This is a genomic window from Saccharopolyspora sp. NPDC050642 (genome assembly GCF_040654735.1).
In the GTDB taxonomy this organism is placed as follows: domain Bacteria; phylum Actinomycetota; class Actinomycetes; order Mycobacteriales; family Pseudonocardiaceae; genus Saccharopolyspora; species Saccharopolyspora elongata.
Genome location: NZ_JBFAIN010000018.1, coordinates 100,681 through 127,065 on the forward strand (window position 1 = coordinate 100,681; position 26,385 = coordinate 127,065).

Annotated in this window: 24 protein-coding genes; 17 read left to right on the top strand and 7 right to left on the bottom strand. The window is 71.5% G+C overall.

The window, feature by feature from the left end; genetic code table 11:
- Nucleotides 1–368: 368 nt before the first annotated feature.
- Nucleotides 369–1,043 carry a uracil-DNA glycosylase gene (locus AB0H93_RS25715; protein WP_358575718.1) on the top strand — a complete coding sequence of 225 codons (675 nt, stop codon included), beginning with the start codon at nt 369–371 and terminating at the stop codon, nt 1,041–1,043.
- A 108-nt stretch (nt 1,044–1,151) separates the two neighbouring features.
- On the top strand, nt 1,152–1,739 hold the full coding sequence (locus tag AB0H93_RS25720; protein ID WP_358575719.1) for a hypothetical protein: 588 nt from the start codon (nt 1,152–1,154) through the stop codon (nt 1,737–1,739).
- 59 nt (nt 1,740–1,798) lie between these two features.
- Here the strand turns inward: AB0H93_RS25720 and rpmB are convergent, their stop codons facing one another.
- Complete coding sequence (rpmB, locus tag AB0H93_RS25725; protein ID WP_093262649.1) at nt 1,799–1,990, bottom strand: 50S ribosomal protein L28; 192 nt, start codon at nt 1,988–1,990, stop codon at nt 1,799–1,801.
- Nucleotides 1,991–2,278: 288 nt separating this feature from the next.
- Between rpmB and AB0H93_RS25730 the strand changes: the two genes are divergently transcribed.
- The 7 genes from AB0H93_RS25730 (at nt 2,279) to AB0H93_RS25760 (ending at nt 13,002) form a co-directional block, all read left to right on the top strand.
- Nucleotides 2,279–3,829, top strand: coding sequence for a DAK2 domain-containing protein (locus AB0H93_RS25730; protein WP_358575721.1), 1,551 nt, complete (start codon nt 2,279–2,281; stop codon nt 3,827–3,829).
- A gap of 180 nt (nt 3,830–4,009) precedes the next feature.
- On the top strand, nt 4,010–4,348 hold the full coding sequence (locus AB0H93_RS25735) for a GntR family transcriptional regulator (RefSeq protein WP_358575722.1): 339 nt from the start codon (nt 4,010–4,012) through the stop codon (nt 4,346–4,348).
- Between the two features lie 50 nt (nt 4,349–4,398).
- Complete coding sequence (locus AB0H93_RS25740) at nt 4,399–5,349, top strand: DUF1648 domain-containing protein (RefSeq protein ID WP_358575724.1); 951 nt, start codon at nt 4,399–4,401, stop codon at nt 5,347–5,349.
- Nucleotides 5,350–5,360: 11 nt separating this feature from the next.
- Nucleotides 5,361–6,245: a CPBP family intramembrane glutamic endopeptidase gene (locus AB0H93_RS25745; RefSeq protein WP_358575725.1), complete on the top strand. Its 885-nt coding sequence runs from the start codon at nt 5,361–5,363 to the stop codon at nt 6,243–6,245.
- 99 nt (nt 6,246–6,344) lie between these two features.
- Nucleotides 6,345–6,806: a hypothetical protein gene (locus AB0H93_RS25750; protein WP_358575727.1), complete on the top strand. Its 462-nt coding sequence runs from the start codon at nt 6,345–6,347 to the stop codon at nt 6,804–6,806.
- Between the two features lie 84 nt (nt 6,807–6,890).
- Nucleotides 6,891–9,128, top strand: coding sequence for an ATP-dependent DNA helicase RecG (gene recG / locus AB0H93_RS25755; protein ID WP_358575728.1), 2,238 nt, complete (start codon nt 6,891–6,893; stop codon nt 9,126–9,128).
- A 496-nt stretch (nt 9,129–9,624) separates the two neighbouring features.
- A complete protein-coding gene (locus AB0H93_RS25760) occupies nt 9,625–13,002 on the top strand; it encodes a pyruvate carboxylase (RefSeq protein ID WP_358575730.1) in 3,378 nt (1,125 codons plus the stop codon).
- 52 nt (nt 13,003–13,054) lie between these two features.
- Here AB0H93_RS25760 and AB0H93_RS25765 read toward each other — a convergent pair whose 3' ends face one another.
- Nucleotides 13,055–13,222: a hypothetical protein gene (locus tag AB0H93_RS25765; RefSeq protein WP_358575731.1), complete on the bottom strand. Its 168-nt coding sequence runs from the start codon at nt 13,220–13,222 to the stop codon at nt 13,055–13,057.
- A 179-nt stretch (nt 13,223–13,401) separates the two neighbouring features.
- Here AB0H93_RS25765 and AB0H93_RS25770 point away from each other — a divergent pair, with 179 nt between their 5' ends.
- On the top strand, nt 13,402–14,826 hold the full coding sequence (locus AB0H93_RS25770; RefSeq protein WP_358575733.1) for a M28 family peptidase: 1,425 nt from the start codon (nt 13,402–13,404) through the stop codon (nt 14,824–14,826).
- Here AB0H93_RS25770 and AB0H93_RS25775 read toward each other — a convergent pair whose 3' ends face one another.
- From AB0H93_RS25775 to AB0H93_RS25795, 5 genes are all read right to left on the bottom strand, one after another.
- The gene (locus AB0H93_RS25775) at nt 14,827–15,984 is read right to left on the bottom strand and encodes a cytochrome P450 (protein WP_358575735.1); all 1,158 of its coding nucleotides are present in this window, start codon (nt 15,982–15,984) and stop codon (nt 14,827–14,829) included.
- 404 nt (nt 15,985–16,388) lie between these two features.
- Complete coding sequence (locus AB0H93_RS25780) at nt 16,389–17,042, bottom strand: response regulator transcription factor (protein ID WP_358575736.1); 654 nt, start codon at nt 17,040–17,042, stop codon at nt 16,389–16,391.
- Nucleotides 17,039–18,121 (bottom strand): sensor histidine kinase, encoded by a 1,083-nt coding sequence (locus AB0H93_RS25785; RefSeq protein ID WP_358575737.1) that lies wholly within the window; start codon nt 18,119–18,121, stop codon nt 17,039–17,041. The genes AB0H93_RS25780 and AB0H93_RS25785 overlap by 4 nt, the downstream gene beginning before the upstream one ends.
- Nucleotide 18,122: 1 nt before the next feature.
- Complete coding sequence (locus tag AB0H93_RS25790) at nt 18,123–19,538, bottom strand: alpha/beta hydrolase (protein ID WP_358575738.1); 1,416 nt, start codon at nt 19,536–19,538, stop codon at nt 18,123–18,125.
- A 61-nt stretch (nt 19,539–19,599) separates the two neighbouring features.
- Nucleotides 19,600–21,654 carry an ATP-binding domain-containing protein gene (locus AB0H93_RS25795; RefSeq protein ID WP_358575740.1) on the bottom strand — a complete coding sequence of 685 codons (2,055 nt, stop codon included), beginning with the start codon at nt 21,652–21,654 and terminating at the stop codon, nt 19,600–19,602.
- Between the two features lie 225 nt (nt 21,655–21,879).
- On the opposite strand from AB0H93_RS25795, the gene rsmD reads away from it, so the two are divergent.
- The 7 genes from rsmD to rnc all read left to right on the top strand — a co-directional run bounded on the left by rsmD (nt 21,880) and on the right by rnc (nt 26,381).
- Nucleotides 21,880–22,440 (top strand): 16S rRNA (guanine(966)-N(2))-methyltransferase RsmD, encoded by a 561-nt coding sequence (gene rsmD / locus AB0H93_RS25800; RefSeq protein ID WP_358575742.1) that lies wholly within the window; start codon nt 21,880–21,882, stop codon nt 22,438–22,440.
- A 105-nt stretch (nt 22,441–22,545) separates the two neighbouring features.
- Nucleotides 22,546–23,028 carry a pantetheine-phosphate adenylyltransferase gene (gene coaD / locus AB0H93_RS25805; protein ID WP_093262682.1) on the top strand — a complete coding sequence of 161 codons (483 nt, stop codon included), beginning with the start codon at nt 22,546–22,548 and terminating at the stop codon, nt 23,026–23,028.
- Between the two features lie 111 nt (nt 23,029–23,139).
- A complete protein-coding gene (locus AB0H93_RS25810) occupies nt 23,140–23,565 on the top strand; it encodes a ribonuclease (RefSeq protein ID WP_358575744.1) in 426 nt (141 codons plus the stop codon).
- A 395-nt stretch (nt 23,566–23,960) separates the two neighbouring features.
- Nucleotides 23,961–24,695 (top strand): DivIVA domain-containing protein, encoded by a 735-nt coding sequence (locus AB0H93_RS25815; RefSeq protein WP_358575746.1) that lies wholly within the window; start codon nt 23,961–23,963, stop codon nt 24,693–24,695.
- Nucleotides 24,696–24,862: 167 nt separating this feature from the next.
- A complete protein-coding gene (locus tag AB0H93_RS25820) occupies nt 24,863–25,435 on the top strand; it encodes a DUF177 domain-containing protein (protein ID WP_358575747.1) in 573 nt (190 codons plus the stop codon).
- A 2-nt stretch (nt 25,436–25,437) separates the two neighbouring features.
- Nucleotides 25,438–25,620: a 50S ribosomal protein L32 gene (gene rpmF / locus AB0H93_RS25825; RefSeq protein WP_093262685.1), complete on the top strand. Its 183-nt coding sequence runs from the start codon at nt 25,438–25,440 to the stop codon at nt 25,618–25,620.
- A 14-nt stretch (nt 25,621–25,634) separates the two neighbouring features.
- Nucleotides 25,635–26,381 carry a ribonuclease III gene (gene rnc, locus AB0H93_RS25830; RefSeq protein WP_358575749.1) on the top strand — a complete coding sequence of 249 codons (747 nt, stop codon included), beginning with the start codon at nt 25,635–25,637 and terminating at the stop codon, nt 26,379–26,381.
- The last annotated feature ends 4 nt before the right edge of the window (nt 26,382–26,385 follow it).

Below are 26,385 nucleotides of genomic sequence, written 5' to 3' on the forward strand. Positions count from 1 at the left end.
AGTTTGCGGCCCACCTCCGGGTCATGCCATCCACCCTTGCGGTCTTCAGAACTCCGGTGAACCTAGCCGAGCGGCCTTGAGGAGGCCACCAAAAGACGTGGATTGCGTTATTCCGATGTTATTTCCTATATGCAAAAGGTCACCGATCGAGCGGTCCGCGCGTTGTGTCGGAGTGTCGCCGATTTGACAGCCGAATTCGGCGGATGACTAGCGGAAATGGTGCTTTCGTGTGACGGTCGGATACGGGTGTGCGCCATATCGCCCGGCATGTTACTTCCATCGAGTGTGACGTGCGACACATTGATCGCTCGAAGTCGATCTCGGGGGTTGTCCGGAGGGCGATCTTGGTAGCTCGCTAGGGTGCTCGGATGGTCGCACAGCCGTTGCACGAACTCGTGGAGGCCGGGTGGGCGAAAGCCCTGGAGCCGGTCGCCGATCAGATCAAGAAGATGGGCGAGTTCCTGCGCACCGAGGTAGCCGAGGGCCGGACGTACCTGCCCGCCCCGGAGCACGTGCTCCGCGCCTTCCAGCAGCCGTTCCACGACGTGCGGGTGCTGATCGTGGGCCAGGACCCGTACCCGACGCCCGGGCACGCGGTCGGCCTCAGCTTCTCCGTCGCGCCCGGCGTCGCGCCGCCGCGCAGCCTGGTCAACATCTACCGCGAGTACACCGAGGACCTCGGTCACCCCACGCCTTCCGGCGGCGACCTCACGCCGTGGACCGAGCGCGGGGTGCTGCTGCTCAACAGGTCGCTGACGGTCCGGCCCCGCAACCCCGGTTCGCACCGGGGCAAGGGCTGGGAGGAGATCACCGCGCAGGCCATCCGCGCGCTGGCCGCGCGGGAGGAGCCGCTGGTGGCGATCCTCTGGGGCCGCGATGCCCGCGACCTGCGCCCGCTGATGCCCGGCGTGGAGTGCGTCGAATCGCCGCACCCGAGCCCGATGTCGGCCGACCGCGGCTTCTTCGGTTCCCGCCCGTTCAGCCGGGTGAACGAGATCCTCGAACGCCGCGGCATGGACCCCATCGACTGGAAGCTGCCGTAGTCCCGGCGCAGGTGCGTTTTGCCTGCTCGCGGCGTATGGATTTCGGTTCCGCCCGGTCGTACATTGGCCCTTGCCGGATGATGCGTTCAGGGCGGAAGAAGGCTCGCCATGAGAGCCGGCCGGAACGGCAGCGACCTGCGGTGCCTGATCCGCAGGATTTTCCCGGGCGCGAACCCGATGCGGCGGCGCACCGACTACTTCGAGCCCGCCGCGCTGCTGCTGGTCGCGCTGATCGCGGTCGCCACCGTGGTGGCGGCCCTGTTCGTCGCGCAGTCCGAGCTGCGCGGCCGGCTCGCCGATGTGGATCGCGAGCAGGCGGCCAAGCACCAGGTGGTGGCGACGGTCGTCGCCGAGCTCGGTGCCGGCGCCGGGAACGCGCACCGACCGGTCGCGGTGCGCTGGGGGCAGTCGCCGGACGAGCGCTTCGCCGTCATCGAGCTACCGGCCCGCGCCCCGGCGGCCGGAACCGTGCCGGTGTGGCTGGACCAGCAGGGGCGGCCGACCTCGCCGCCGCTGACCCGCGCCGAGGCGACTCAGGCCGCCGGGATGGCCGGGGCGAGCGTGCTGCTCGGATCTGCGCTGGTCACCACGGTCGCCCTGATGGGGGCCCGGTTGATCGTGACCCGCAGGCGGCTCGCGGCCTGGGCCGCGGAGTGGGAGAAGGTCGGCCCGCAATGGCGCAACCATGCTTCGTGAGGCCGTGAACGCAGAAAACCCCGGGGCGCTGGGCCCCGGGGTTTTGCGCGCAGTCGAGTTCAGCCGCGGACGACCTTGCCGGCCTTCAGGCAAGAGGTGCACACGTTCATGCGCTTGCGCTGCGAAAGGCCGATCTTGGCGTGCACGGTCTGAATGTTCGGGTTCCACCGGCGCTTGGTCTTCCGGTGGGAGTGCGAGACCGAGTTGCCGAAGCCTGGTCCCTTACCGCAGACGTCGCAGACGGCAGCCACGTCAGACACCCCTTAACTTTGCTTGACGGTTACAGCGATGAGAGCCGCAAGCGCACCACGGCCGCATCAGCCTCGCGTGAGCGCTCACTGTCCACCGCCGTGACCGGCGGCCTCAGCCCGGAGAACCCGGTTGCCCGGGGTCATCGCCACCCTGGGACCGGATCAGTGTAGCCCACCGGCGGAGGCGCTCCCGGCGGTGGGGGCGAGTGCCGATGCGTGCCGAACCCGGCGCGCACAGCGACTAGTCTCGGACAATCCGATCGTAGGTGGCTGCGTGGGAGGTCGCGGGTGTTGCGGACGCTGACTGCGGCGGCTGCCCGCCGGTGGGCCGACCTGGCGCTGGCCGGGCTGGCGGCCGAGCGCGACGCGATCGACCGGATCAACGTCTACCCGGTCGCCGACGGCGACACCGGCACGAACCTGCTGCACACGATGCGCGCGGCGGTGGAAGCGCTCGACGCGGTCGAGCCGGACACGCTCGGCGGTGTTCTCGCCGCGTTGTCGAAGGGTGCGCTCGGCGGCGCGTGCGGGAACTCCGGCGTGCTGCTCTCGCAGGCCCTGCGCGGTATCGCCGAGTCGTTGCGCGACGTCGCCGAAGCCGACGGCCGGGCGTTCGGTGCGGCGTTGGCCCGCGCGGACGAGCTGGCCAGGCACGCCGTCGCCGAGCCCGTTGAAGGCACGGTGCTGTCGGTGTTGCGCGCTGCGGCGCTCGCGGCCGGTTCCGGCGAGCTCGACGCTGTCGTGCACCGCGCGACCCGGGCGGCTGTCGACGCGTTGGCCGCTACTCCGGGCCAGCTCGCGGCGCTCTCCGACGCCGGCGTCGTCGATGCCGGCGGGCGGGGCCTGGTGATCATGCTCGACGCGTTGCACGCGGTGGTGCGCGACGGCGAGCGCCTCGCGCCGGAGGCGCCGGTGCCGGGCGATTCGGGTGTGCTGGAGCACGAGTCGCAGCACGAGTACGAGGTCATGTACCTGCTGGCCGACACCGATCAGGACCGGGTCGCGGCGCTGCGCGATGCGTTGTGCGCGCTCGGCGACTGCGTGTCGGTGGTCGGTGACGGCGCGGATTCCTGGGCCGTGCACGTGCACTGCGACGACATCGGGGCGGCGATCGAGTCGGGCATCGGGACCGGGCGCGTGCACAAGATCAAGGTCACCCGGTTCGCCGACCAGCAGGCCGCGTTCGCGCGGGACGTCGCCGTGCTCGCCTGCGTCACCGACGACGTCCTGGGGGAGCTGTTCGCCGCCGAGGGCGCGGATGTGCTGGTCGGCGGCGCGGAGCTGACCGAGGAGCGGCTCCGCGAGGCGTTCGTCGCGACCGGCGCCGCGCACGTCGTCGTGCTGCCCAACGACGCGGCGACGGCCGCCGCGGTGGAGCGGGTCGGCGCGATCGGCGAGGGGCAGGACGTGGTCGTGGTGCCGATGGCGTCGCCGGTGCAGGGGCTGGCCGCGCTCGCGGTGCACGATCCGACCCGGCGCCGGGCCGCCGACCAGGTGGCGATGGCCGAGGCGGCGGCCGCGACGCGGCGCGGCGAGCTGCGCATCGCCGATGCCGAGGCGCTGACCTGGGTCGGCCGCTGCCTGCCCGGCGACGTGCTCGGGCTGATCGACGGCGAGGTCGTGCTCATCGGCGACGACGTGCCCGCCGCGGCCCGTGACCTCGCCACCAGGATGCTCGCCACTGGTGGCGAGCTGCTCACGGCGCTGGTCCGGGCCGATGCCCCGGACGGCCTGCCGGATGCGCTGGCCGGGCACCTCCGCCACGCCCATCCCGAGGTCGAGTTCGCCCACTACCCGGGCGGGAACCTCGACGCCCTGCTCCTCATCGGCGTCGAGTAGCACCTCCGCCGGCGCCGGCATCGCTCCGATGCGGTCGCGTTTTGCCTGGTCAGGCCCGTGTGCACTGCTTGCTGCTATGGCGACAAAACGTACGCACGGGTCCTGACCTGCGCGAACGGTGAGGCTGCTGGCAGGTAAGAAATGAATGGTGCTAGTGTCATTAGCACCATGTTGCTTTCGTTGGATTTGCACGATCAGCGGCCGCTGCACGAGCAGGCCGCCGACGCCATCCGGCGCGCCATCACCGACGGCGAGGTCGCGCCGGGCGATCGACTGCCGCCCGCGCGGGACCTGGCGGTCGCGCTGCAGATCAACCCCAACACCGTGCTCCGCGCGCTGCGCGAGCTGCGCGAAGAGGGGCTGCTGGAGTTCCGCCGCGGGCGCGGCGTCACGGTGCTGCGCCGCCCGGATGCGAAGGCCGCGCTGCAGCGGAAGGTCGGCGAGCTGCTGGCCGAGGCCGAGCGCCACGGCTATCGGCCGGACGACGTCATCGAGTGGATCAGGCAGGGGGAGAGTTGAGGGATTCATCCGGGCCGGAGTCGGGTGGCCCACCAGACGCAGGAGGCGAAATGACCTACCGCACCCGGTTCCTGGCCGCCTCGGGCCTCTGGGTCGTGGCCGTGACGGCAGTGCTCTTCGTCGGCATCCAGGCCTTCCGCGACCGGCTGCCCGATCCGATCGCGTCGCACTGGGGCTTCGCCGGCGCGCCGAACGACTCGACGTCGGTCGCGGCTTTCCTGATCTTCGTGCCGGTCGGCTGGCTGGTGCTCGGGTTGGCCGTCGCCGGGTACGCCGCGCGCGGCTGGCGGCAACGCCGCACCCGTGCCGCCGCGGGCGCCATCCTCGCCGCCGGCGCGGTGTTCATGATCGGCCTGGCGGCGCTGACGGTGTGGTCGAACCTCGACGTCGCCGAGTGGCGGCAGGCGCGGTCGATGAACTGGCAGGTGATCCCGGTGCTGCTGATCGGGGCGCTCGCCGGCCGGCTCGGCTGGTTCGCCTGCCACCGGGGGCCGGACGAGGGCGCGCAAGACACGGCCGAGGGACCGGAGCTGGCGCTGAAGCCGGGCCAGCGGGCGGTGTGGCTGGCGTCGGTGTCGAGCCCGGCGCTCCGCGCGGGTGGCTGGCTCGTGCTGCTGGTCGCGGCCGCGACCGCCGTCCTCCAGCCCTGGCCGATCGTGCTGTCCCCGCTGCTGGCGGGCGCGGCCTGCCTGGCCCTGTCCTCGGCGCGGGTGCAGATCGACGAGCGCGGGGTCCGGGTCGCGTTCGGGCCGCAGCGCTGGCCGGCCCGGCTGATCCCGCTGACGAAGATCGACGGCGCGAGGGGCGAGACCCGGCGTCCGCTGGAGGTCGGTGGCTGGGGCTACCGGGTTCTGCCGAACAGCACCGCGATCATGCTGCGCGGCGGCGAATGCCTGGTCCTGCGGCTGACCTCCGGCCGCGACTTCTACATCAGCGTCGGCCACGCCGAACGCGGCGCGGAACTGGTCAACGCGCTCATCACCGAACGCTCGGCGCTGTGAGGGGAGACAACGTGGGACGTCGCGATCTGTGGGTGTACTTGCTGGTGGCGCTGGGCGGCGCGTGGCTGGTGGCCTTGCCGCTGTGGCTCGCGGGCGGCCTGGGCAGCGGTTTCCCGTGGCTCGCCGGAGTCATGATGTTCACGCCGACCCTGGGCGTGCTCGCGGTGCGGCTGCTGGACCGCCGCGTGCCGGCCCGCGAATGGGCCCGCGCGACCGGCCTGACCTTCGGGCCGCGCAAGGGGCGCACGGTCGTGCTGCTGCTGGCCGCCTGGCTCGGCCCGCCGCTGATCAGCGCGGCGGCCGTCGCGCTGAGCGCGGCCGTCGGGGTCCTCGCGGTGGACTTCGACTTCAGCCTGATGCGCGAGGGCATGGGCGGCGCCCCGCCGATCGGCGTCGGGACCATCGTGCTGATCCAGCTGGTGTCGATGGTCCTGTTCGCGCCGCTGATCAACTCGGTGCCGGCCTTCGGCGAGGAGTGGGGCTGGCGGGGCTGGCTGCTGCCGCGGCTGATGGAGTTCGGCACCTGGCCCGCGCTGTTGCTCTCCGGCCTGATCTGGGGCGTCTGGCACGCACCGCTGACGCTGCTCGGCTACAACTACCCGCAGCTCGGCCCCTGGGCGGCGGTCCTGTTCACCGGGTTCTGCGTGATCTACGGGGTGCTGATGGGCTGGCTGCGGCTGTACTCGGGCAGCGTCTGGCCCGCGGTGCTGTGCCACGGCTCGTTCAACGCGTCCGCCGGGCTGCCGATGATCCTGGGTTCCGCGGCCGAGCCGCCGAACGTGGTCATCGCCGGGATCACCGGCCTGGTCGGCTGGGTGCTGATGGCCGCGCTGGCGCTGTTCGTGACGCGCCGGTGGCGCCTGGACCGGGCCCCGCAGCCGGTCACGGCCGCCTGACCAGCCCCGGCCCGGTCGGCGATGCCCGGCCGGGCCGACCGGTGGCGGCGGCCTGGCGCTACTGTCGTTACTGGTCGTCGACTGTCCCGGGAGCGTCCAGTGAGTGTCCGAAGCCGGTATCTGTGGTTCGTCGGTGGCTGGACCGTGCTCATAGCGCTGCTGATGATCGCCGTCCCGCTGCTGCTGCGCGCCAGGTTGCCGGAGCCCATCGCGATCGAGTGGACGTCGTCGGGGTCGCCGAAGAGTTCCAGCTCGCTGCGCGACTTCCTGTTCGACAAGCTCGTCTGGTGGCTGGCGGTAGCCGCGGTGTGGAGCGTGTTCGGGGTCCGCGGGGTGCTGCGGCGGCGCGGCCTGGCCTGGGCCGGGGCGGCGCTGGGCGTCTTCGGCTCGCTGATGCTCGGCACCGTCGTGCTGACCACGCTCACCAACCTGGACGCCACGGACTTCCGGGACACCGTCGATCTCCACGCGCAGGGCTGGCTGCTGCTGGGCGGTGCGCTCGCGGGCTGGCTCGGCTGGCGGCTGGGCAGCCAGAGCGCGCGGGTCGCCACCACCGACTGATCGACTCGTCGGTGCCGTCCGATAGCTTGCGGGTGCCTGCCCGGCGGGACGACCGGTGACGATGCGCACGGCGGAGGACATGCAGTGACCACATTGGACGCGAAGCTCGACCGGGTGCTCGGCGCCAAGACCGGCAAGGCGCTCGATTCGGCGCTGGGCCTCGTCACGGTGGGGGATCTGCTGCGCCACTACCCGCGCCGCTACGCCGAGCGCGGCGAGCTGACCGCGATCGCCGGGCTGGAGCTCGGCGAGCACGCCACGGTGCTCGCGAAGGTCGAGCGGGTCAGCAAGCGCACCATGAAGTCCCGCCGCGGCACCATCGTCGAGGCCCGGATCACCGACGGCCACCGCTCGCTGAGCTGCACGTTCTTCAACCAGGCGTGGCGGGAGCGCGAGCTGCTGCCGGGGCGGCGCGGCATGTTCGCGGGCAAGGTCACCGCCTTCCGCGACCAGCTGCAGCTGGCGCACCCCGAGTACCAGCTCTTCGACGCGGACAAGACCGATCTCGGTTCGGCGGCCGAGGAATTCGCCTCCGCGGTGCTCCCGGTCTACCCGGCAGCGCAGGGCCTGCCGTCGTGGTCCATCGCGCGGTGCGTGGGCCAGGTGCTGGACGTCTGGGACGGCGCCGAAGACCCGCTGCCGGCGGAGCTGCGCGACCGGATGGGGCTGGCCGATCTCGAGTCGGCGCTGCGCAAGATCCACCGCCCGCAGAACTTCGGCGACGTCCAGGCCGCGCAGGACCGGCTGAAGTGGGACGAGGCGCTGGCGGTCCAGCTGGCGCTCGCGCAGCTGCGCGGCGCGGCGAAGTCGCACCCGGCGCCGGTGTGCCGGATGCGCGACGACGGCGTCCTGGCGGCGTTCGACCAGCGGATGCCGTTCGAGCTGACCAAGGGGCAGCAGGAGATCGGCGAGCAGATCGCCGCCGACCTGACCACCGAGCACCCGATGAACCGCCTGGTGCAGGGCGAGGTCGGCAGTGGCAAGACGGTGGTGGCGCTGCGCGCGATGCTGCAGGTGGTGGACTCCGGCCGGCAGGCGGCGATGCTCGCGCCGACCGAGGTGCTCGCCGCGCAGCACGCCCGATCGCTGCGCGAACTGCTCGGCGACCTGGCGATGGCCGGCGAGCTCGGCGGCGCGGAGAACGCCACGCGCGTCACGCTGCTGACCGGCTCGCTGAACGCGGCGCAGCGCAAGAAGGCCTTGCTGGAGGCGGCTTCCGGCGAAGCCGGGATCGTCGTCGGCACGCACGCGCTGATCCAGGACCGGGTGTCGTTCGCGGATCTCGGCCTGGTCGTGGTGGACGAGCAGCACCGCTTCGGCGTCGAGCAGCGCGATGCGCTGCGGGCGCGCGGCGGGGACGACGCGTCGCCGCACGTGCTCGTCATGACCGCGACGCCGATCCCGCGCACGGTGGCGATGACGGTCTACGGCGACCTGGAAACCTCGGCGCTGCGGGAACTTCCGCGCGGCCGCTCGCCGATCAGCACGAGCGTCGTTCCGGTGGCGGAGAAACCGGCCTGGCTGGACCGGGCCTGGGCGCGCATCCACGAGGAGGTCGCGGCCGGGCACCAGGTCTACGTGGTGTGCCCGCGGATCGGCGACGACGAGGAGAACCCGGGCAAGGGCAAGAAGAAAGCGGCGAAGTCCGCTGTGGACGACAGCGACGGCGGCGGCGAGGAGCCGCCGCCGGAGGACGGCGAGGAGCGGCGGCCGCCGCTGGCGGTGCTCGACGTCGCGGAGCAGCTCGCGGCCGGGCCGCTGGCGGGCCTGCGGCTGGGCATCCTGCACGGCAGGCTGCCCGCCGACGACAAGGACGCGGTGATGCGCGCCTTCGCCGCGTGCGAGCTCGACGTGCTGGTCGCCACCACCGTCATCGAGGTCGGGGTCAACGTCCCGAACGCGACCGTCATGGTGATCATGGACGCCGACCGGTTCGGCGTCAGCCAGCTGCACCAGCTGCGCGGCCGCGTCGGCCGGGGCAGCGCGCCGGGCCTGTGCCTGCTGGTCAGCGAGGCGACGGCGGGTACCACGACGCGGGACCGGCTGGACGCGGTCGCCTCCACCACGGACGGCTTCGAGCTGGCCCGCCTGGACCTGGAACTGCGCCGCGAGGGCGACATCCTCGGCGCGGCGCAGTCGGGCCGGAAGTCGGGGCTGAAGATGCTGTCGCTGCTGCGCGACGAGGACGTGATCGCCCAGGCCCGCGAGGAGGCGGACCGGGTGGTCGGCGAGGACCCACGGCTGCGGAACCACCCGGGCCTGGCCCGGATGGTCGCGGAGGTCGTCGACGCCGAACGCGCGGAGTACCTGGAGAAGAGCTGAGCGAACGGCCCGTTCGTCTCGATGGGCGAGGTGAACGGGCCGGTCGCGCGGGCTTTGCGCGCGGCTTCCCCACGTTGGGGCGTCAGGCGGACTGGTAGTTCTCGGTGGTCGTTGGAGCGGAACGACGTCACCGGTCGCAGTCCCGTCGGTGGGACCGCGAGGGTCGGATCCGGCAGAGCGCCCGGCCAGTACCAGGTCGGGCGAAGCGTTCGAGCTTTCCGGCGCCATCCACGGTCTTGTGGTCTTCTGGGGCCGGCAGCCGCCGATCGGGCGGCGATCCGGAGCGGGCGCCACGCCTGGGCTCCAGTAAGAGATCGAAAATTCGACTCAAGCGAAATTTTCGCCGATTTCTTTTGGTCTAGACCTTGCATTGATCCGGTATTTGGGCAGGTCATAAAGGTACCGAGGTGTCCATCACCTGAGAGGTTCTCCCGGTTAGGGGAATTTTCGCGGTACGGTGCTCACACCGACCGACACCTGCCCAGGAGGAGCCGGCATGTTCCGCAAGGTCCTCGTCGCGAATCGCGGCGAGATTGCGATCCGCGCGTTCCGCGCCGCGTACGAACTAGGCGCGGGCACGGTCGCGGTGTTCCCCCACGAAGACCGCAACTCGCTGCACCGCCTGAAAGCCGATGAGTCGTACGAGATCGGCGAGCCTGGGCATCCCGTCCGCGCTTACCTGTCCGTCGAGGAGATCGTCAAGGCCGCGCGGGAGGCCGGCGCGGACGCCGTCTACCCCGGCTACGGCTTCCTCTCCGAGAACCCCGAGCTGGCGCGCGCCTGCCGGGAAGCCGGGATCACCTTCGTCGGCCCCAGCCACGAGATCCTGCAGATGACCGGCAACAAGGCGACCGCGGTCGCCGCCGCCCGCGAGGCCGGCGTGCCGGTGCTGGACTCCTCGGCGCCGTCCCGCGAGATCGACGAGCTGCTCACCGCCGCCGAGAGCATGACGTTCCCGGTGTTCGTCAAGGCCGTCGCCGGTGGCGGCGGGCGCGGCATGCGCCGCGTCGACAACCCCGCCGGGCTGCGCGAGGCGCTGGAAGCCGCGATGCGCGAGGCCGAATCGGCCTTCGGAGACCCGACGGTCTTCCTGGAGCAGGCGGTCATCAACCCGCGGCACATCGAGGTGCAGATCCTCGCCGACGCCGCGGGCAACGTGATCCACCTCTACGAGCGCGACTGCTCCGTGCAGCGCCGCCACCAGAAGGTCATCGAGATCGCCCCGGCGCCGAACCTGGACCCGCAGCTGCGGGAGCGGATCTGCGCCGACGCCGTCGCCTTCGCCCGCAAGATCGGCTACGTCAACGCGGGCACCGTGGAGTTCCTGGTCGACGAGCAGGGCCGCCACGTGTTCATCGAGATGAACCCGCGCATCCAGGTGGAGCACACGGTCACCGAGGAGGTCACCGACGCCGACCTGGTGCAGTCGCAGCTGCGCATCGCCGCCGGCGAGACGCTCGAAGACCTCGGCATGACGCAGGACGCGATCCGGTTGCGCGGCGCGGCCCTGCAGTGCCGCATCACCACGGAGGACCCGGCCAACGGGTTCCGCCCGGACACCGGCATGATCAGCGCCTACCGCTCGCCGGGCGGCGCGGGCATCCGGCTCGACGGCGGCACCGCGTTCGCCGGCACCAGCGTCAGCGCGCACTTCGACTCGATGCTGGTGAAGCTGTCCTGCCGGGGCCGCGACTTCGCCACCGCCGTCGCCCGCGCCCGCCGCGCGGTCGCCGAGTTCCGCATCCGCGGCGTGTCCACGAACATCCCGTTCCTGCAGGCGGTGCTGGACGATCCGGACTTCGCCGCGGGCAAGGTCACCACATCGTTCATCGGCGAGCGGCCGCACCTGCTCACCGCCCGCCACTCGGCCGACCGCGGCACCCGGCTGCTGAACTACCTCGCCGACGTCACCGTCAACCGGCCCAACGGCGAGCGCCCGACCACCCCGGACCCGGTGCACAAGCTGCCGGAGATCGACCTGTCGGTGCCGCCGACGGCCGGCTCCAAGCAGCGGCTCACCGAGCTCGGCCCGGAGGGCTTCGCCCGCTGGCTGCGGGAATCCAAGGCCGTCGGCGTCACCGACACCACCTTCCGGGACGCCCACCAGTCGCTGCTGGCGACCCGAGTACGCACCCGCGACCTGCTCGCGGTCGCGCCGCACGTGGCGCGGCTGACGCCGGAGCTGCTGTCCCTGGAGTGCTGGGGCGGCGCAACCTACGACGTGGCGCTGCGGTTCCTCGCCGAGGACCCGTGGGAGCGGCTGGCGAAGCTGCGCGAGGCGGTGCCCAACATCTGCCTGCAGATGCTGCTGCGCGGCCGGAACACGGTCGGCTACACGCCTTACCCGACCGAGGTGACCGAGCACTTCGTGCAGGAGGCCACCGACACCGGCATCGACATCTTCCGCATCTTCGACGCCCTCAACGACGTCGAGCAGATGCGCCCGGCCATCGAGGCGGTGCGGGCCACCGGGAAGTCGGTCGCCGAGGTCGCGCTGTGCTACACGGCCGATCTGTCCAACCCGGACGAGAAGCTGTACACGCTGGACTACTACCTGCGGCTGGCCGAGCAGATCGTCGACGCCGGCGCGCACGTGCTGGCGGTCAAGGACATGGCCGGGCTGCTGCGCCCGCCGGCGGCGGCGAAGCTGATCTCCGCGCTGCGCGAGGAATTCGACCTGCCGGTCCACGTGCACACCCACGACACGCCGGGTGGCCAGCTGGCCACCTACCTGGCGGCCGTCCAGGCCGGGGCGGACGCGGTGGACGCCGCGACGGCGTCGCTGGCCGGCACCACCTCGCAGCCCGCGCTGTCGTCGGTGGTGGCCGCCACCGACTACACCGAGCAGGCCACCGGGCTGGACCTGCAGGCGGTGTGCGACCTGGAGCCGTACTGGGAGTCGGTGCGCAAGGTCTACCAGCCCTTCGAGGCGGGCCTGGCGTCGCCGACCGGGCGCGTGTACAAGCACGAGATCCCCGGCGGCCAGCTGTCGAACCTGCGCACCCAGGCGGTCGCGCTCGGGCTGGGCGACAAGTTCGAGGAGATCGAGGCGATGTACGCCGCGGCCGACCGGATCCTCGGCCGGCTGGTCAAGGTGACCCCCTCGTCGAAGGTGGTCGGCGACCTGGCGCTGCACCTGGTGGGCGCCGGCGTGGACCCGGCCGACTTCGAGGCCGACCCGCGCAAGTTCGACATCCCGGACTCGGTGATCGGGTTCCTGCAGGGCGAGCTCGGCGAGCCGCCGGCGGGCTGGCCGGAGCCGTTCCGCACCCGCGCGCTGGCGGGCCGCACCGCGGTGCGCAAGCTCGCGGAACTGTCCGATGAGGACCGCGAGGGGCTCGTCTCGGACCGCCGGAACACCCTGAACCGGCTGATGTTCGCCAAGCCCACCAAGGAGTTCACCGAGCACCGCGAGGCGTACGGCGACACCTCCCTGCTGCGCAGCAAGGACTTCTTCTACGGGCTGCGCGCGGGGGAGGAGTACTCGGTGGACCTGGAGCCGGGCGTGCGGCTGCTGATCGGCCTGGAAGCGATCAGCGAGCCCGACGAGCGCGGCATCCGCACCGTGATGGCGATCCTCAACGGGCAGCTGCGGCCGATCCAGGTCCGCGACCGCTCGGTGGCCACGAACCTGCCGGTCGCGGAGAAGGCCGACCGGTCCAACCCCGGCCACGTGCCGGCGCCGTTCGCGGGCGTGGTGACGCTGTCGGTCGGCGAAGGCGACGCGGTGGAGTCGGGCCAGACGATCGCCACCATCGAGGCGATGAAGATGGAGGCGGCGATCACGGCCCCGCAGGGCGGCCGGGTGAAGCGCCTGGCGATCGGCGCGGTCCAGCAGGTCGAGGGCGGCGACCTGATCATCGAACTCGGCTGATCCGGAAACCGAAGGCGGGCCGTCTCCTCCAGGAGGCGGCCCGCTCGGCGTTTCAGGGCCGGAACGGGTTCTCGATGACCAGGTTCCCGAAGTGCCGGCCGTGTTGCATGTCCTCGGTAAGCAGCTTCGTTGCGCCCGATCGCAAGGCTGCTTCAACGATGAGCGCGTCGTAGAACGCGATCGTGTGGTCCTCTTCCAGCTTGCCGGCCAAGACGATCAACAGCGGGTCGGTGCGAACCGGGTCCCACTCGGCGTCTTCGCCACTACCTGGCGCGCGGTTTCGCGGGACAGCTTGGTCTTTCGGGTCGACCGGACGGGGTGGGCTGGGTTGGTCCGTTCGTCGCTGCCGGGGAGATCGGCTCCGTGCCATGATCCGGTTACTGATCCGGGAGGTTCGGCATGAGACGGCTGGGTGTTGCGTTGGCGGTGTTGCTGGTCCTCGCGACGGCGCCGAGCGCAGGTGCGGTGGACCGCGAATGGCTCGCCGACCGGATCGCCGCAGGTGACGACGAAAGCGTGGCGCACCTGGCCGCGCTGGACGGCATCGCCGCCGCCAACGGCGGGAACCGCGCTACGGGCACCCCCGGGTACGACGCTTCGGTGCGCTACTTCACCGACCAGCTCCGCGCGGCCGGGTACCAAGTGACCTACCAGGACGTGCCGTACCACGGGTTCCGCGCCGATGTGGAGCGTCTGACCGCGCCGGACGGATCGGCGGTGCGCATCCTGATGTCCCAGTACGCGCCGTCCACCCCGGAAGGCGGTATCACCGCGCCGCTGTTCGCGCTCGGCGCCGCCGACGACGCCACCCCCGGTTGCGAGGCCGCCGATTTCCCGCCCGACGTCCGAGGCGCGGTCGCATTGGTGCGCACCGGCGGTTGCACCACCCCGGACAAGGCCCGGGCCGCCGGCGCGGCCGGTGCGGCAGCGCTTGTGCTGCACGACGTTTCGCCCGCGCCATGGGCGGTCCTGCGGTTGCGCGCACCGGATTCGGCGATCCCCGTCGGGCACGTCACGCAGCTCGTCGCCGAGGAACTAGCGGGCCAGGCGGGGCGACCGGTCACAGTGGATCTGCGCGGGCACGATGAGTACGGCACGACGGTGAACGTGTTCGCCGAGACCGCCGGCGGCGCTGCCGACAACGTGGTGATGGTCGGTGCCCACCTGGACAGCGCGCCGGAAGGCCCGGGCGTCAACGACAACGGGTCCAGCGCTGCGGCGGTGTTGCAGGCGGCGTTGCGGCTCGCGCCCTACCAGCAGGTCGTGCCGAACAAGGTCCGGTTCGCGTTCTGGGGCGCGGAGGAGCTGATCAACGTCGGGTCGCACCACTACGTCGACTCGCTCACGCCGGAGGAGATCCGCGACATCGCGCTGTACCTGAACTTCGAGATGCTCGCCTCGGGCAACTACGCGCACTTCGTGATGGACGGCGACGACAGCGAGCACCCGGACACCGGGGGCCCGGGCGCGCCGCCCGGTTCCGGTGCGGTGGAGGGCGTGATGACGCAGGGGTACCGCGTGCAGCACGCGCCCGTGCTCAGCGCCGACTTCGCCACGATGCCGTCCGACAGCGAGGCTTTCATCGCGGCCGGGGTGCCCTCGGGCGGGGCGCACGGTGGCATCCGCGGCATCAAGACGCCGGAGGAGGCGGCGATCTTCGGCGGTACCGCGGGGCAGTTCTACGACCCGTGCTACCACCAGCCGTGCGACGACCTGGCGCACATCAACCGGGATGCGATGCGGCAGAGCGCCGGTGCGGTGGCATGGGCAGTCGGCCGGTTCGCGGTGTACGCCGCGGACGTCCGCGCCGAATCCGGGCGCTGATCAGCTCGCACGCAGCGGCAGTTCGTCCAGGCCGCGTTGGGTGGCAGTGGGGCGTTGCCGCGCCGCTCCGGCCGGTTCGATGCGATCGAATGCGTCCGCCATCGCGTGCAGCAGCGCGACGCCGATCCGGTTGGCGAGGTGTCCGCCCAGGCACGAGTGAGCGCCGCGCCCGTACAGCAGGTTCGGGCCTGCGGGGCGGGTGAGGTCCGGCTCGTCCGGGTTCGGGAAGACCGCCGGGTCGTGGTTGGCCGCGCCGAGCATGGCGATCACGACGTCACCGCGCCGCAGCGGGCGTCCGCCCAGTTCGACGTCCGCCAGGCAGAACCGGCTCACCGCCTGCACCACCGGGTCGAGGCGGCCGAGTTCGGCGACCCCGTCGGTGCCCAGCCCGCGCAGTCTTTCCGTTTCCAGCGGTTGCCGGCGCACCAGCCGGTGCACCACGTTGCCCAGCATGTTGCTGGTCGAGGAATAGCCCGCGTCGAACACCGCTTTCGCCGAGTTCACCAGGTGTCGCCGGTCGATCGAACCGATTTCGGCGAACCCGGCGAACAGCCCGGTCCGCGCGGTGGAAACCCACCGCGCCACGATGTCGTTGAGCACCTCGCGGGCCGCCAGCGCCGGTTCCCGGCGTTGCGGGTCCAGGCCGGAATCCATGCCTAGCACCATCGTTCGGGACGCTCCGCGCAGCGGTCGGTCGTCGTCCGGGTACGGGACCTCGCACAGTAGGCACATCGCGTGCAGCGCCAGCGGTTCGGCGATGTCGGCGACGAAGTCGAAGGGACCGCCGGCGGCGCGGCGGAGCAGTTCGTCGGTGGTCGCGCGGACCTCGGCGGCCCAGCGGTCCAGGTCCTGCCCGCGCAACGCCCGCACGAAGTGGTGCCGCACTTCCGGGTGTTCGGGGGCGTCCATCGTCTGCAGGCTGATCACCGAGTCCGGGATCGGCAGCCCGAGCCGGCGCGGGTCGGACCCGAAGACGGTCGGCTCGCGCAACACGCGAGAGCAGTCGTCGTGGCCGGTCAGCACCCAGGATTGCAGTTGTTCGTGCCAGTGCACCGGGTCGGTGGCCCGCAGCCGCGCGTAGACCGGGTAGGGGTCGGCGAGCATCTCGGGGGACAGCGGGCGGAAGATCTCATCGGTGTCGGTGGGCGAAGCGGTCATCGGCACTCCTCGGCACGACTGGAAAGCCGGTGCCTCCCGCGCTTCGCGGAGGCACCGACCATTGCTCAGCTTCGCGACTGTTGTCAGTGGACGTAGGACATGGCGGACCTCCCATCGCTCACGTGATCAGAAGGCGGTGCATGAACCGAACCGGTGGCGTGCGGACGCGCGGGTGGAAGAAGCGAATTCGGACTCGTGCGAAGTACGGACCTGAGTGCGGTCGCGCCGCCGAATTCTCCGGACCCCAACGCGGATTCGCCCCGCGTTCGAAAGGCGACGCTACTCCCGGGCGCGCCCGCCTTCCAGCAAGTCCGCCTGATCGGCGCACCTTCTGGAGAAAGTGTGGAATTCCCATTCAGCGCAGGAGGAAAACGGGAACACCGGAACCCCGGAAAGGCAGGCTCTCACCGGTCGAGGGAGACGAGGCCGTGTTCGTAGGCGTAGATCACCGCGTGCACGCGGGTTCGCAGGCCGAGTTTCGCGAGGATCCGGTTCACGTGGGTCTTCACCGTGCCTTCCTCGATCGTGCAGGCGGCCGCGATTTCGCCGTTGCTCATCCCGCGCGCCACCAGCCGCAGCACGTCGTGCTCGCGGGGCGTGAGGCGGTCCAGTTCCGGGGTCGCCGGGTGCGGCGAGAGCGCCGCGAAGCGGCTGATCAGGCGCCCGGTGACCTGCGGGTCGACCAGCCCCCGGCCCTGGTGCAGCTCGCGGACCGCTGCCACCAGCACGTCGGGTTCGTTGTCCTTGAGCAGGAAACCGGCCGCGCCTGCCTGCAGCGCGCCGAAGAGGTATTCGTCGAGGTCGAAGGTCGTCAGCGCCAGCACCCGCGGCGCGGGTTGCGCGCCCATGAGCCGGCGGATCGCCGCGATCCCGTCCAGGTGCGGCATCCGCAGGTCCATCACCACGACGTCGGGCCGTCGCCACTGCGCGAGCCGGACCGCTTCGGCTCCGTTGGCCGCCACGTCGACGACCTCGATGTCCGGCTCGCCGTCCAGGACCAGGCGGAGCGCGTCGCGCACCGCCTCCTGGTCGTCGGCCACCAGCACCCGGATCGTCACCAGTCCGTCCTCTCCACGGGCAGTTCGGCCGCCACCCGCCAGCCGCCCGGAGCGGCCGGGCCCACCGACAGCGTCCCGCCGAGCAGGTGCACGCGTTCCCGCATGCCGCGGATGCCCTGGCCCTCGGCTCCCGCAGCGGTCGGCGGGCCGTCATCGGTGACCTCGATGCACAGGCTCCGCTCGTCCCGCCGCAGGCGGACGACGACTTCCGCCGCACCGGAATGGCGCGCGGCGTTCGTCAGGGCCTCCTGCACCACCCGGTACGCGGTCCGGTCGACGGCCGGCGGCAGCCCGGCCGCGATGCCGGTGCGGTGCAGGCTGACCTTGCGCTCCGGGGAGGAGAGCCGGTCGGCGAGCCGGTCCAGGTCGGCCAGGCCCGGCTGACCGCAGGTCGGTTCCTCCCGCAATTCCCGCAGCAGGTTCCGCACCTCGCCGAGCGCGGTCCGCGAGAGCTCCGAGATCGTGCCCAGCGCTCGGTCGGCGACCGGCGAAGCCCCGTCGAGCGCCCGGCGGGTCGCGGTGGCCTGCAACCTGATCGCGGTCAGGTGGTGGCCGACGCTGTCGTGCACGTTCCTGGTGAGCCACGCCCGTTCTTCGGCCAGCAGGCGGTCCGACTCGGCGCGCTGCAGCCGGAGCGCCTGGCCCGCCCGCTCGCGGTGCAGCCGCAACGCGTAGCCCGTGGCGACCGGGGCGATGGCCATGACGATCAGGTCGGTCGCGGTGAAGACCTGGACCGGCCCGCCGGCGATCAGGAGCGTGCCCACCGACCAGCAGGTGGCGATCGCCAGCACCAGCAACGGGTTTCGCGGCCGGTGGTAGACGGCGGCGCAGAACGCCCCCATCGCGACGAGCATTCCGGGCCAGTTCGGCAGGAAAGCCATGCCCAGCAGCGCGATCATCGCGGACGCCACCGCGACGGTCAGCGGCAGCGCCCGGCGGGCCGGCAACGGGAGGCAGACGCCGATGCTGAAGGCGGCCAGCAGCGGCAGGTCCACGGGGACCCGCCGCTCCAGGCACGCCACCAGCATCAGCGCGGCCGAAACGCCCGCGATGAGCAGGATTTCCCGCACGTAGCGCATGTCAAGAGGATGCAGCACCGCACGCGGTGCCTTCCGGCGGCAGTTCGCCGGTGGTCAGGTACCGGTGCACCCGGTCCCGCACGCAGGGGTGCCCGCTGAGGTAGAGCGCGTGAGCGCCCTCGGCCGGGAGGTAGCGGGCGCCGTCGAGTTGTGCGGTCACCCGGCGCGCGTCCTGCGGCGGGGTGGTGCTGTCGTATTCGCCGCTCGCGACGAGGATCGGCGGGAGGCCCTGCGGGCGGATCGGATGCGGCCGGAAGTTCGTCGTCTCGGGGAGACCGGCGCAGTGGTAGGACATCTGCCACGCGGTGGCCCAGCCGATTCGCGGAGTTCGGCTCCGCAGCGCGGTTTCCAGCGCCTTGACCTCGTCGTACTCGGTCGGATACGGGAAATCGGCGCAGAACATGATCCGGCTCAGCGCGGGATCCATCCCGCCGCTGGGGGTTTTGGCGAATCTGGTGGCGTCACCGGCGTGCGCCTCCAGCAGCGATGCGGCCAGTTCGGGCCACCGGCCCTCGTAACCGGGATTGGCGCGCGAGACGATCAGGGTCGCGCCGGCGGTGGCGCCCGGCCCCGCGCCGGGAGCCGGGATGGGATCGCGCTCGGCGCGCGCCAGCACCTCGTCCCACACTTGGAGCACGTCGCGGCCGTGCAGCGCGCATTCCGGTTCCGCGGCGCACCATTGCGCGAAGCGGTCGAGGTTCGCCTCCATGGTCTTCGCGCGCGGCAGCAGCCAGGAAGGCCAGGACCGGTTGGTGTGGTCCATGACGCTGTCCAGGTACATCCGGCCGATGCGGTCCGGGAAGAACTCGGCGTAGGCCTGCCCGAAGACCGTTCCGTAGGAGTTGCCGTAGTAGTTCAGCCTCTCCTCGCCCAACGCGGTCCTGATCGCGTCCATGTCGCGGGCGACCTGCCACGTGTTCAGCCTGCCCGCCAGCGGCCCGGCCGCTTCGGTGCAGCCGGTGCCGAAACGCCGGTTCTCGGCGGCGTAGGCGTCGTAGGTGGCCCGGTCCGGGAACACCCATTCCGCGTTCTCCGGCATGGGCATCGGATCCGGGCACCGCACCCCGGCGCTCTCTTCGAAGCCGCGCGGGTCGGAGACGACGACGTCGAACCACCGGGTGAGGTCGGCGAAGGCGGCCTTCGACTGGCGCAGCACCGAGATCTGCTGGGCGGGGCCACCGATGTTGACCAGCAGCGTGCCCTTGCGGTTGGCCGGATCCTGCGCGGGGAGCCTGGCCAGTCCCAGGTCGATCCGGTCGCCGCCGGGATCGGCCCAGTCGACCGGCACGTCGATCCGGCCGCACTGCAGGCCGTCCCCGCAGTCCTGCCAGGACGGCCCCGGTTCGGCGGACGCGACGTGCACCGTCCCCGCCGCGAGCAGCCCCGCGCCGAGCACGATGGTGAGCAGTTTCTTCATGCGCCCAGGCTTTCGGGAACCCGGGCGGCCTGGCGTCCAACTTTCGATAGATCTTCGCGGACTACGGCGTCTTGAGGACCGTCAGGAGCTGGGTCGCCCGGCTGAGCGCCACGTAGAGGGCCCGGCGGCCGGTGCTGGATTCCGCGGCCAGGCCGTCCGGGTCGACGACCACCACCGCGTCGTACTCCATGCCCTTGGCCTCCAGGCTGCCGACCACGCGGAGCCGGTCCGAGTCGGACCCATCCACAGTGGACAGCCACTCGCGGACCTCGTCGCGGCGGGCCATCGTGGTGACCACGCCCACCGTGCCCTCGGCCGCCGCCACCAGCTCCACCGCGGCCGACCGCGCCGCCTGCGGCAGCTCGTCGGCGGCCACCTCGCGCACCGCCGGCTCGATGCCGGTCGTGCGCACCGCGACCGGCAGGTCGTCGGCCGGCACCAGGTCTCGGACCGCGTCGGCGGCGACGGCGAAGATCTCCGCCGAGTTCCGGTAGTTGGTGCGCAGCGTGAACCGGCGGTGCGTGCGCTGCGCGCTCAACGCCTCCTGCCGTGCCGCGGCGGCCTCCGCCGGATCGGGCCACGACGACTGGACCGGGTCGCCCACGATCGTCCAGCTCGCGTGCCGCCCGCGGCGGCCCACCATGCGCCACTGCATCGGCGAGAGGTCCTGCGACTCGTCGACCACCACGTGCGCGTACTCGTCGTAGTTGACCGCGCGGCGCGACTGCTCCGCCTCCGGATCGGTGCGGCGGCGCTTCGGCGGCGGCCCGGCCAGCACCCGCAGTTCGTCGATCAGCGCGATGTCGGCGACCGTCCACTCGGTCACCTCGGACCACGACTTCGCCAGCAGGTCGACCTCCTCGGCCGACAGCAACCGGCGGGCGGCCTGGGACAGCCGCGCCGGGTCGGACAGCCAGCGCAGCACCTGCATCGGGTACAGCGGCGGCCACCACGCGACCAGGAACCGGTGGAACTCGATGCGCTCGCCGATCTCGCTGATCAGCCGCTCCCGGTCGGGCTGGAAGTCCTCGTCGGCGGCCTGCTTCGCCTGCTGCCACAGGGCTTCCAGCAGCGCGTCGGCCGCGCGCATCCGGTACCGGTTGGGCTGCCCGCCCTTGTTGTGCAGCGAGCGGCGGATCCGCTTCAGCTCGTCGGCCTGCAGCTTCAGCACCGTGCCCCGGTAGAACATCTGCAGGTGGTCCGGGGCGTCCGGCGGCGGCAGCCGCAGCGCCCGCCGGAGCACCTTGACCATCCGCGAGGAGCCCTTGACCTCCGCCGTGCGCGGATCGTCGATCTTGGCCGTGCCGATGCCGTCCAGCACCTCGCCGAGGGCTCGCAGCTCGACGTTGTGCTCGCCCATCGACGGCAGCACGCGGGAGATGTAGGACATGAACACCGGGGACGGGCCGACCACCAGCACCCCGGGGCCGCCGAGCCGGCGCTGCTCGCGGTAGAGCAGGTAGGCGGCGCGGTGCAGCGCCACCGCGGTCTTGCCGGTGCCCGGGCCGCCGGTGATCTCGGTGACGCCGCCCTCGGGCGCCCGGATCGCGTCGTCCTGCTCCTTCTGGATGGTGGCGACGATGTTGCGCATCGAGTCGCCGCGCGACCGGGTCAGCGCCGCCATCAGCGCGCCGTCGCCGATCACCCGCATGTCCGCGGGCGCGCGGTCCGGGTCCAGCAGGTCGTCGGAGAGGTCGACGACCTGCTCGCGGGACGAGCGGATCACCCGGCGCCGCACGACGTCCAGCGGCTGCTCGGGAGTGGCCTGGTAGAACGCCGCGGCCAGCGGGGCCCGCCAGTCCACCAGCAGGTTGTCGAACTGCGGGTCGCGGATGCCCAGCCGGCCGATGTGCACGGCGTCGCCGCCGGCGAAGTCCAGGCGGCCGAACACCAGCCCCTCGGACTCCGCGTTCAGCGCCTGCAGCGTCCGGTTCGCGTGGTACAGCATCACGTCGCGCTCGTTCAGCGCTTCGGGAGTGGCCTCCAGGCCGTACTCGTAGCTCTTGTCGCGCATCGCCTCGGCTTCGGCGCGCAGTTCGTCGAGCCGGGCGTAAACCCGGTCGACGTGCTGCTGCTCGACCGCGATCTCGGCCTGCTTGGTGGACGCTTCGGACACCTGTGTCGTTCTCCCGTGTGGCGCAGTGGGCAGACCAATCAGCCTACGGCCCGTCGCGGCGGCTGCTTGCTGCTCCCAGGAGCTAAGAACCCGAATACCCAGGCGTAAACTGAGCAGAACACCAACGCCCGCCGCGCGAGAGCGCCTGGCGGGCGTTTTGCGCCGCGGTGCCGCTTGCCAGGCCCGCGGAGCACCGGTCGGACACGGGTGCGCGACGATGGTCGGGTGACTCGGATCGTGGCCGGAAGCGTGGGCGGGCGGCGCATCGACGTGCCCCCGCGAGGCACCAGACCCACCTCGGAGCGGGTGCGGGAAGCCCTGTTCAGCGCGCTCGAATCGGCCATCGAGCTGGCCGGCGCGCGGGTGCTCGACCTCTACGGCGGCTCCGGGGCGCTCGGCCTCGAAGCCCTCTCCCGCGGCGCCGCGCACGCCACGTTCGTCGAATCCGACCGGCGCGCCGCCCTGCTGCTGCGCCGCAACGCCGCATCGCTCGGGTTCCGCGACGTCCGGGTGGAGCAGGCGAAGGCCGAAACCCTGATCGGCACCCCGACGGCGCAGCCGTTCGACGTGGTGCTGGCCGACCCGCCCTACGACCTCGCGCCCGAGCTGCTGCAGCGCGTGCTGGCCGGGCTGGCCCCGAACGGCTGGACCGCGCCGGGCAGCCTCGTCATCGTCGAGCGCGCGGTGCGCAGCGGCGAACCGGACTGGCCGCCGCCGCTGCGGGCCTTCCGCACCAAGCGCTACGGCGACACCGCCGTCCACTGGGCCGCGCACGAGGAGTCGTGAGTGGCGAAGCCGGGCTGGAGCCCGTTTTCGCACTCGCGACCCATGCGGTGACCCGCGCCACGTGATCGTGGGGACAGTCCCGGCCTGCTGCTAACGTGCCAGCTCATGAGGCGTGCCGTGTGTCCTGGCTCCTACGACCCGGTGACGAACGGTCATCTGGACATCATCGAGCGAGCGTCGAAGCTGTTCGACGAGGTCGTCGTCGCGGTGCTCATCAACAAGAACAAGAAGAGCCTGTTCAGCGTCGAAGAGCGGCTGGAGATGCTGCGCGAGGTCACCGCCCAGTGGCCGAACGTGCGCATCGACGCCTGGCACGGCCTGCTCGTGGACTACTGCAAGGCGCACGACATCGGCGCGATCGTCAAGGGCCTGCGCGCGGTCAGCGACTTCGACTACGAGCTGCAGATGGCGCAGATGAACCAGCAGCTGTCCGGGGTCGAGACGATGTTCATGTCCACCAACCCGCTGTACAGCTTCCTGGCCAGCTCGCTGGTCAAGGAGGTCGCCACCTACGGCGGCGACGTGTCGAACCTGCTGCCGCCGACGATCGAGCGCCGGCTCCTCGACCGGCTCGCCGAGCAGAACTGACCGAGATTGGGCCGATCGGTTCAACGCGTGTCGCACGATGGTGCCACGTGACATTTCGGGTTCACGTCAGCTTCAGTGCGTGAACACGTCATCGACGTAGCGTGCTCGACCATGAAGCGGATCACGTCGAAGACACTCCAGGTCCTGTTGGCCGGTCTGATCGCCGTGGTGGGGCTGGTCGGGTTCCAGGCGAGCGCCCTGTCCGCCGCGCCGACGGCTGCCGTCGCGCAGGCGCCGTGCGGGGACACCTCGGGCTTCCAGAAGGTCGACCTCTCGGCGCTGCCGAAGGAGGCGACCGACACGGTCAACCTGATCAAGAAGGGCGGCCCCTACCCGTACCCGCAGGACGGCACGGTCTTCCAGAACCGGGAAGGCATCCTGCCGCAGTGCGACAGCGGCTACTACCACGAGTACACCGTCAAGACCCCCGGCAGCGACGACCGCGGTGCCCGCCGCTTCGTGGTCGGCAACGGCGGCGAGTACTTCTACACCCAGGACCACTACGACAGCTTCCAGCTGACCAACATCAACGCGTAGAGATGTTTCGAAATTGGTTTGCGTAGCGGTGCGGGTGGCGGAACCTCAGACGCCCCCTCGCTGTGGGATCCCCGACATCATGAATGACCAATTCACCACGTCGGGGCTGTCCTCGCGAGGAGCCATCTGAGAACCCGCGGCGGTGCGAGTTGCGTCCCACACCGCAAGCGGCTTCGCCGCTTATCAAACACGACCTAGTCCACTGCGAGCCGTGCGCGTTCCGGGCCGTCCGGGACGCGCACGGGCGCGTTCGGGGGCTTGACACGCGGAACTGGATTTCCCCCGCCAGTCTGCCCGGCCCGGGCAGACTGGTAGCAGGACAAACCCATGATCGGCGGCTGCGGGTGTTCTGAGATGCTTGCCGCTGCGGCGGCTACGACGGCAGGGAGATCAAGGTGTACCGGGTGTTCGAGGCGCTCGACGAGCTGGTCACGATCGTCGAGGAAGCGCGTGGCGTGCCCATGACTTCGGGGTGCGTGGTGCCCCGCGGCGACGTGCTGGAGCTGCTCGACGACGTGCGGGACGCGATCCCGCAGGAACTCGACGACGCCCAGGACGTGCTCGACCACCGCGACGAGGTGGTGTCCACCGCGGCGGCGCAGGCCGACAAGTCGGTCGCCGACGCCCGCAACGAGGCCGACCGCACGGTCGCCTCGGCGCGCGCCGAGGCGGAGCAGCTGCTCGCCGACGCCCGGGAGCAGGCCGACGAGCTGCTGGCCGAGGCGCGGGCGCAGGCGGAGCAGGCGGTGACCGCGGGCCGCCGCGAGTACGAGGAGTACGTCGGCCGCGCCCAGAGCGAGGCCGACCGCATGGTGCAGGCCGGCCGGGCCGCCTACGAGCAGTCGGTGCACGAGGGCAAGGCGGAGCAGGCCCGGCTGGTGGCCGACACCGAGGTGGTGCAGGCGGCGAACGCCGAGGCCAAGCGCATCGTCGACGAGGCGAACGAGGACGGCGAGCGCCTGCGCAGCGAGTGCGACGCGTACGTCGACTCCCGGCTCGCGGACTTCGAGGACCTGCTCAGCCGCACGCTGCGCACGGTCGGCAAGGGTCGCCAGCAGCTGCGCAGCCCGATGGGCGCCCCCTTCGACTACGAGGAGTGGCACGCCGGCAACAACACCGGCGCCAACTGATCTCCGCGCCACCGGGCCCGCGCCGGAGGCGGTCCCCGGTGGTGGAAGGCCCTGGTGTCGCGGCTGGAAGGGTGTCGCGTACCCTGGGAAAGCTGGCTGGGGATGATGCGCAGTTTCTCATCCGCCTATGCCGCACCGCCCTGTCGAATTGACCACCGAAACTTGTGATGTCTCAGAACCATGCAGCGCACATCGCGCACGTCGGCCCCTGGGTGATCGACACCCGGGAGATCGGCCACCGGGCCGGCAGCAGCCGTGCCTACACGCGCAGTGCCCCGGCGCCGACCGGGTTCGGGCTGGACATGATCAAGGTGCCGGAGGGCGATCCGGTGCAGCTCGACCTGCTGGCCGAGTCGGTGGTGGAGGGCGTGCTGGTGTCCGGCACCGCCGTGGCCACCCTGGCCGGCGAGTGCGTCCGGTGCCTGGACCCGATCTCCGACGAGGTCGAGGTGGAGGTGCGGGAGCTGTTCGCCTACCCGGACAGCGCCACGGACGTCAGCACGGATGACGACGAGGTGGAGCGGGTCGTGCACGACCTGATCGACCTCGAACCGGTGGTGCGGGACGCGATGTTGCTGTCGCTGCCCTCGGCGCCGTTGTGCTCGCCGGACTGCCAGGGGCTGTGCTCCGGGTGCGGCGTGAAGTGGGCCGAACTCGCCCCGGATCACACGCATGAGACCATTGATCCTCGCTGGGCTGCGCTGCAAGAGCGGCTCGGCGGGACCGAGGAGGAGAAGTAGTCGTGGCCGTCCCGAAGCGCAAGATGTCCCGGGCCAACACCCGTCACCGCCGGTCGCAGTGGAAGACCTCGGCGCCGACGCTGGTGCAGTGCTCCAACCGCTCCTGCCGCGAGCAGAAGCTGCCGCACGTCGTCTGCCCGGCCTGCGGCCAGTACGACGGCCGCCAGATCGTCCAGCCCGCCTGATCGGCGGTCGCGCAGTGGGGGGAAAGCAGTCGCGGGTCCGGAAGGTCGATCGGGCTCCGCTGTTGGCAGCGCTCGGCGTCGAGCTCGACGCCGAGCTGCTCACCCTTGCCCTCACCCACCGCTCGTACGCCTACGAGAACGGTGGCCTGCCGCCCAACGAGCGGCTGGAGTTCCTCGGCGACGCGGTGCTCGGCCTGGTGATCACCGATCACCTGTACACCGAGCACCCGGACCTGCCCGAGGGGCAGCTCGCGAAGCTGCGCGCCAGCGTGGTCAACATGCACGCGCTGGCCGGCGTCGCTCGCGGGCTCGGTGAGGGCGGCTTGGGCGAGTACCTGCTGCTGGGCAGGGGCGAGGAGCTCACGGGGGGCCGGGACAAGGCGAGCATCCTCGCGGACGGCCTGGAAGCCGTGCTCGGCGCGGTGTACCTGGCAGAGGGCATCGACGTCGCCCGCGGCGTCGTCCACCGGCTGTTCGAGCCGCTGCTGGCCGAGGCGCCGCAGCGCGGGGCCGGGCTGGACTGGAAGACGAGCCTGCAGGAGCTGACCGCGTCGACGGGGCTCGGCGTGCCCGAGTACCGAGTCGAGGAGCAGGGCCCGGACCACCGCAAGGAGTTCAGCGCGTTCGTGGCGGTCGGCGGGCAGACCTACGGTCGCGGCGATGGCCGCACCAAGAAGGAAGCCGAGCAGAAGGCCGCCGAAGCGGCCTGGCGCCAGCTCTCCGAACAGACCACCGAAGACGCCGGGACCCCTTCCGCGTAGCGGA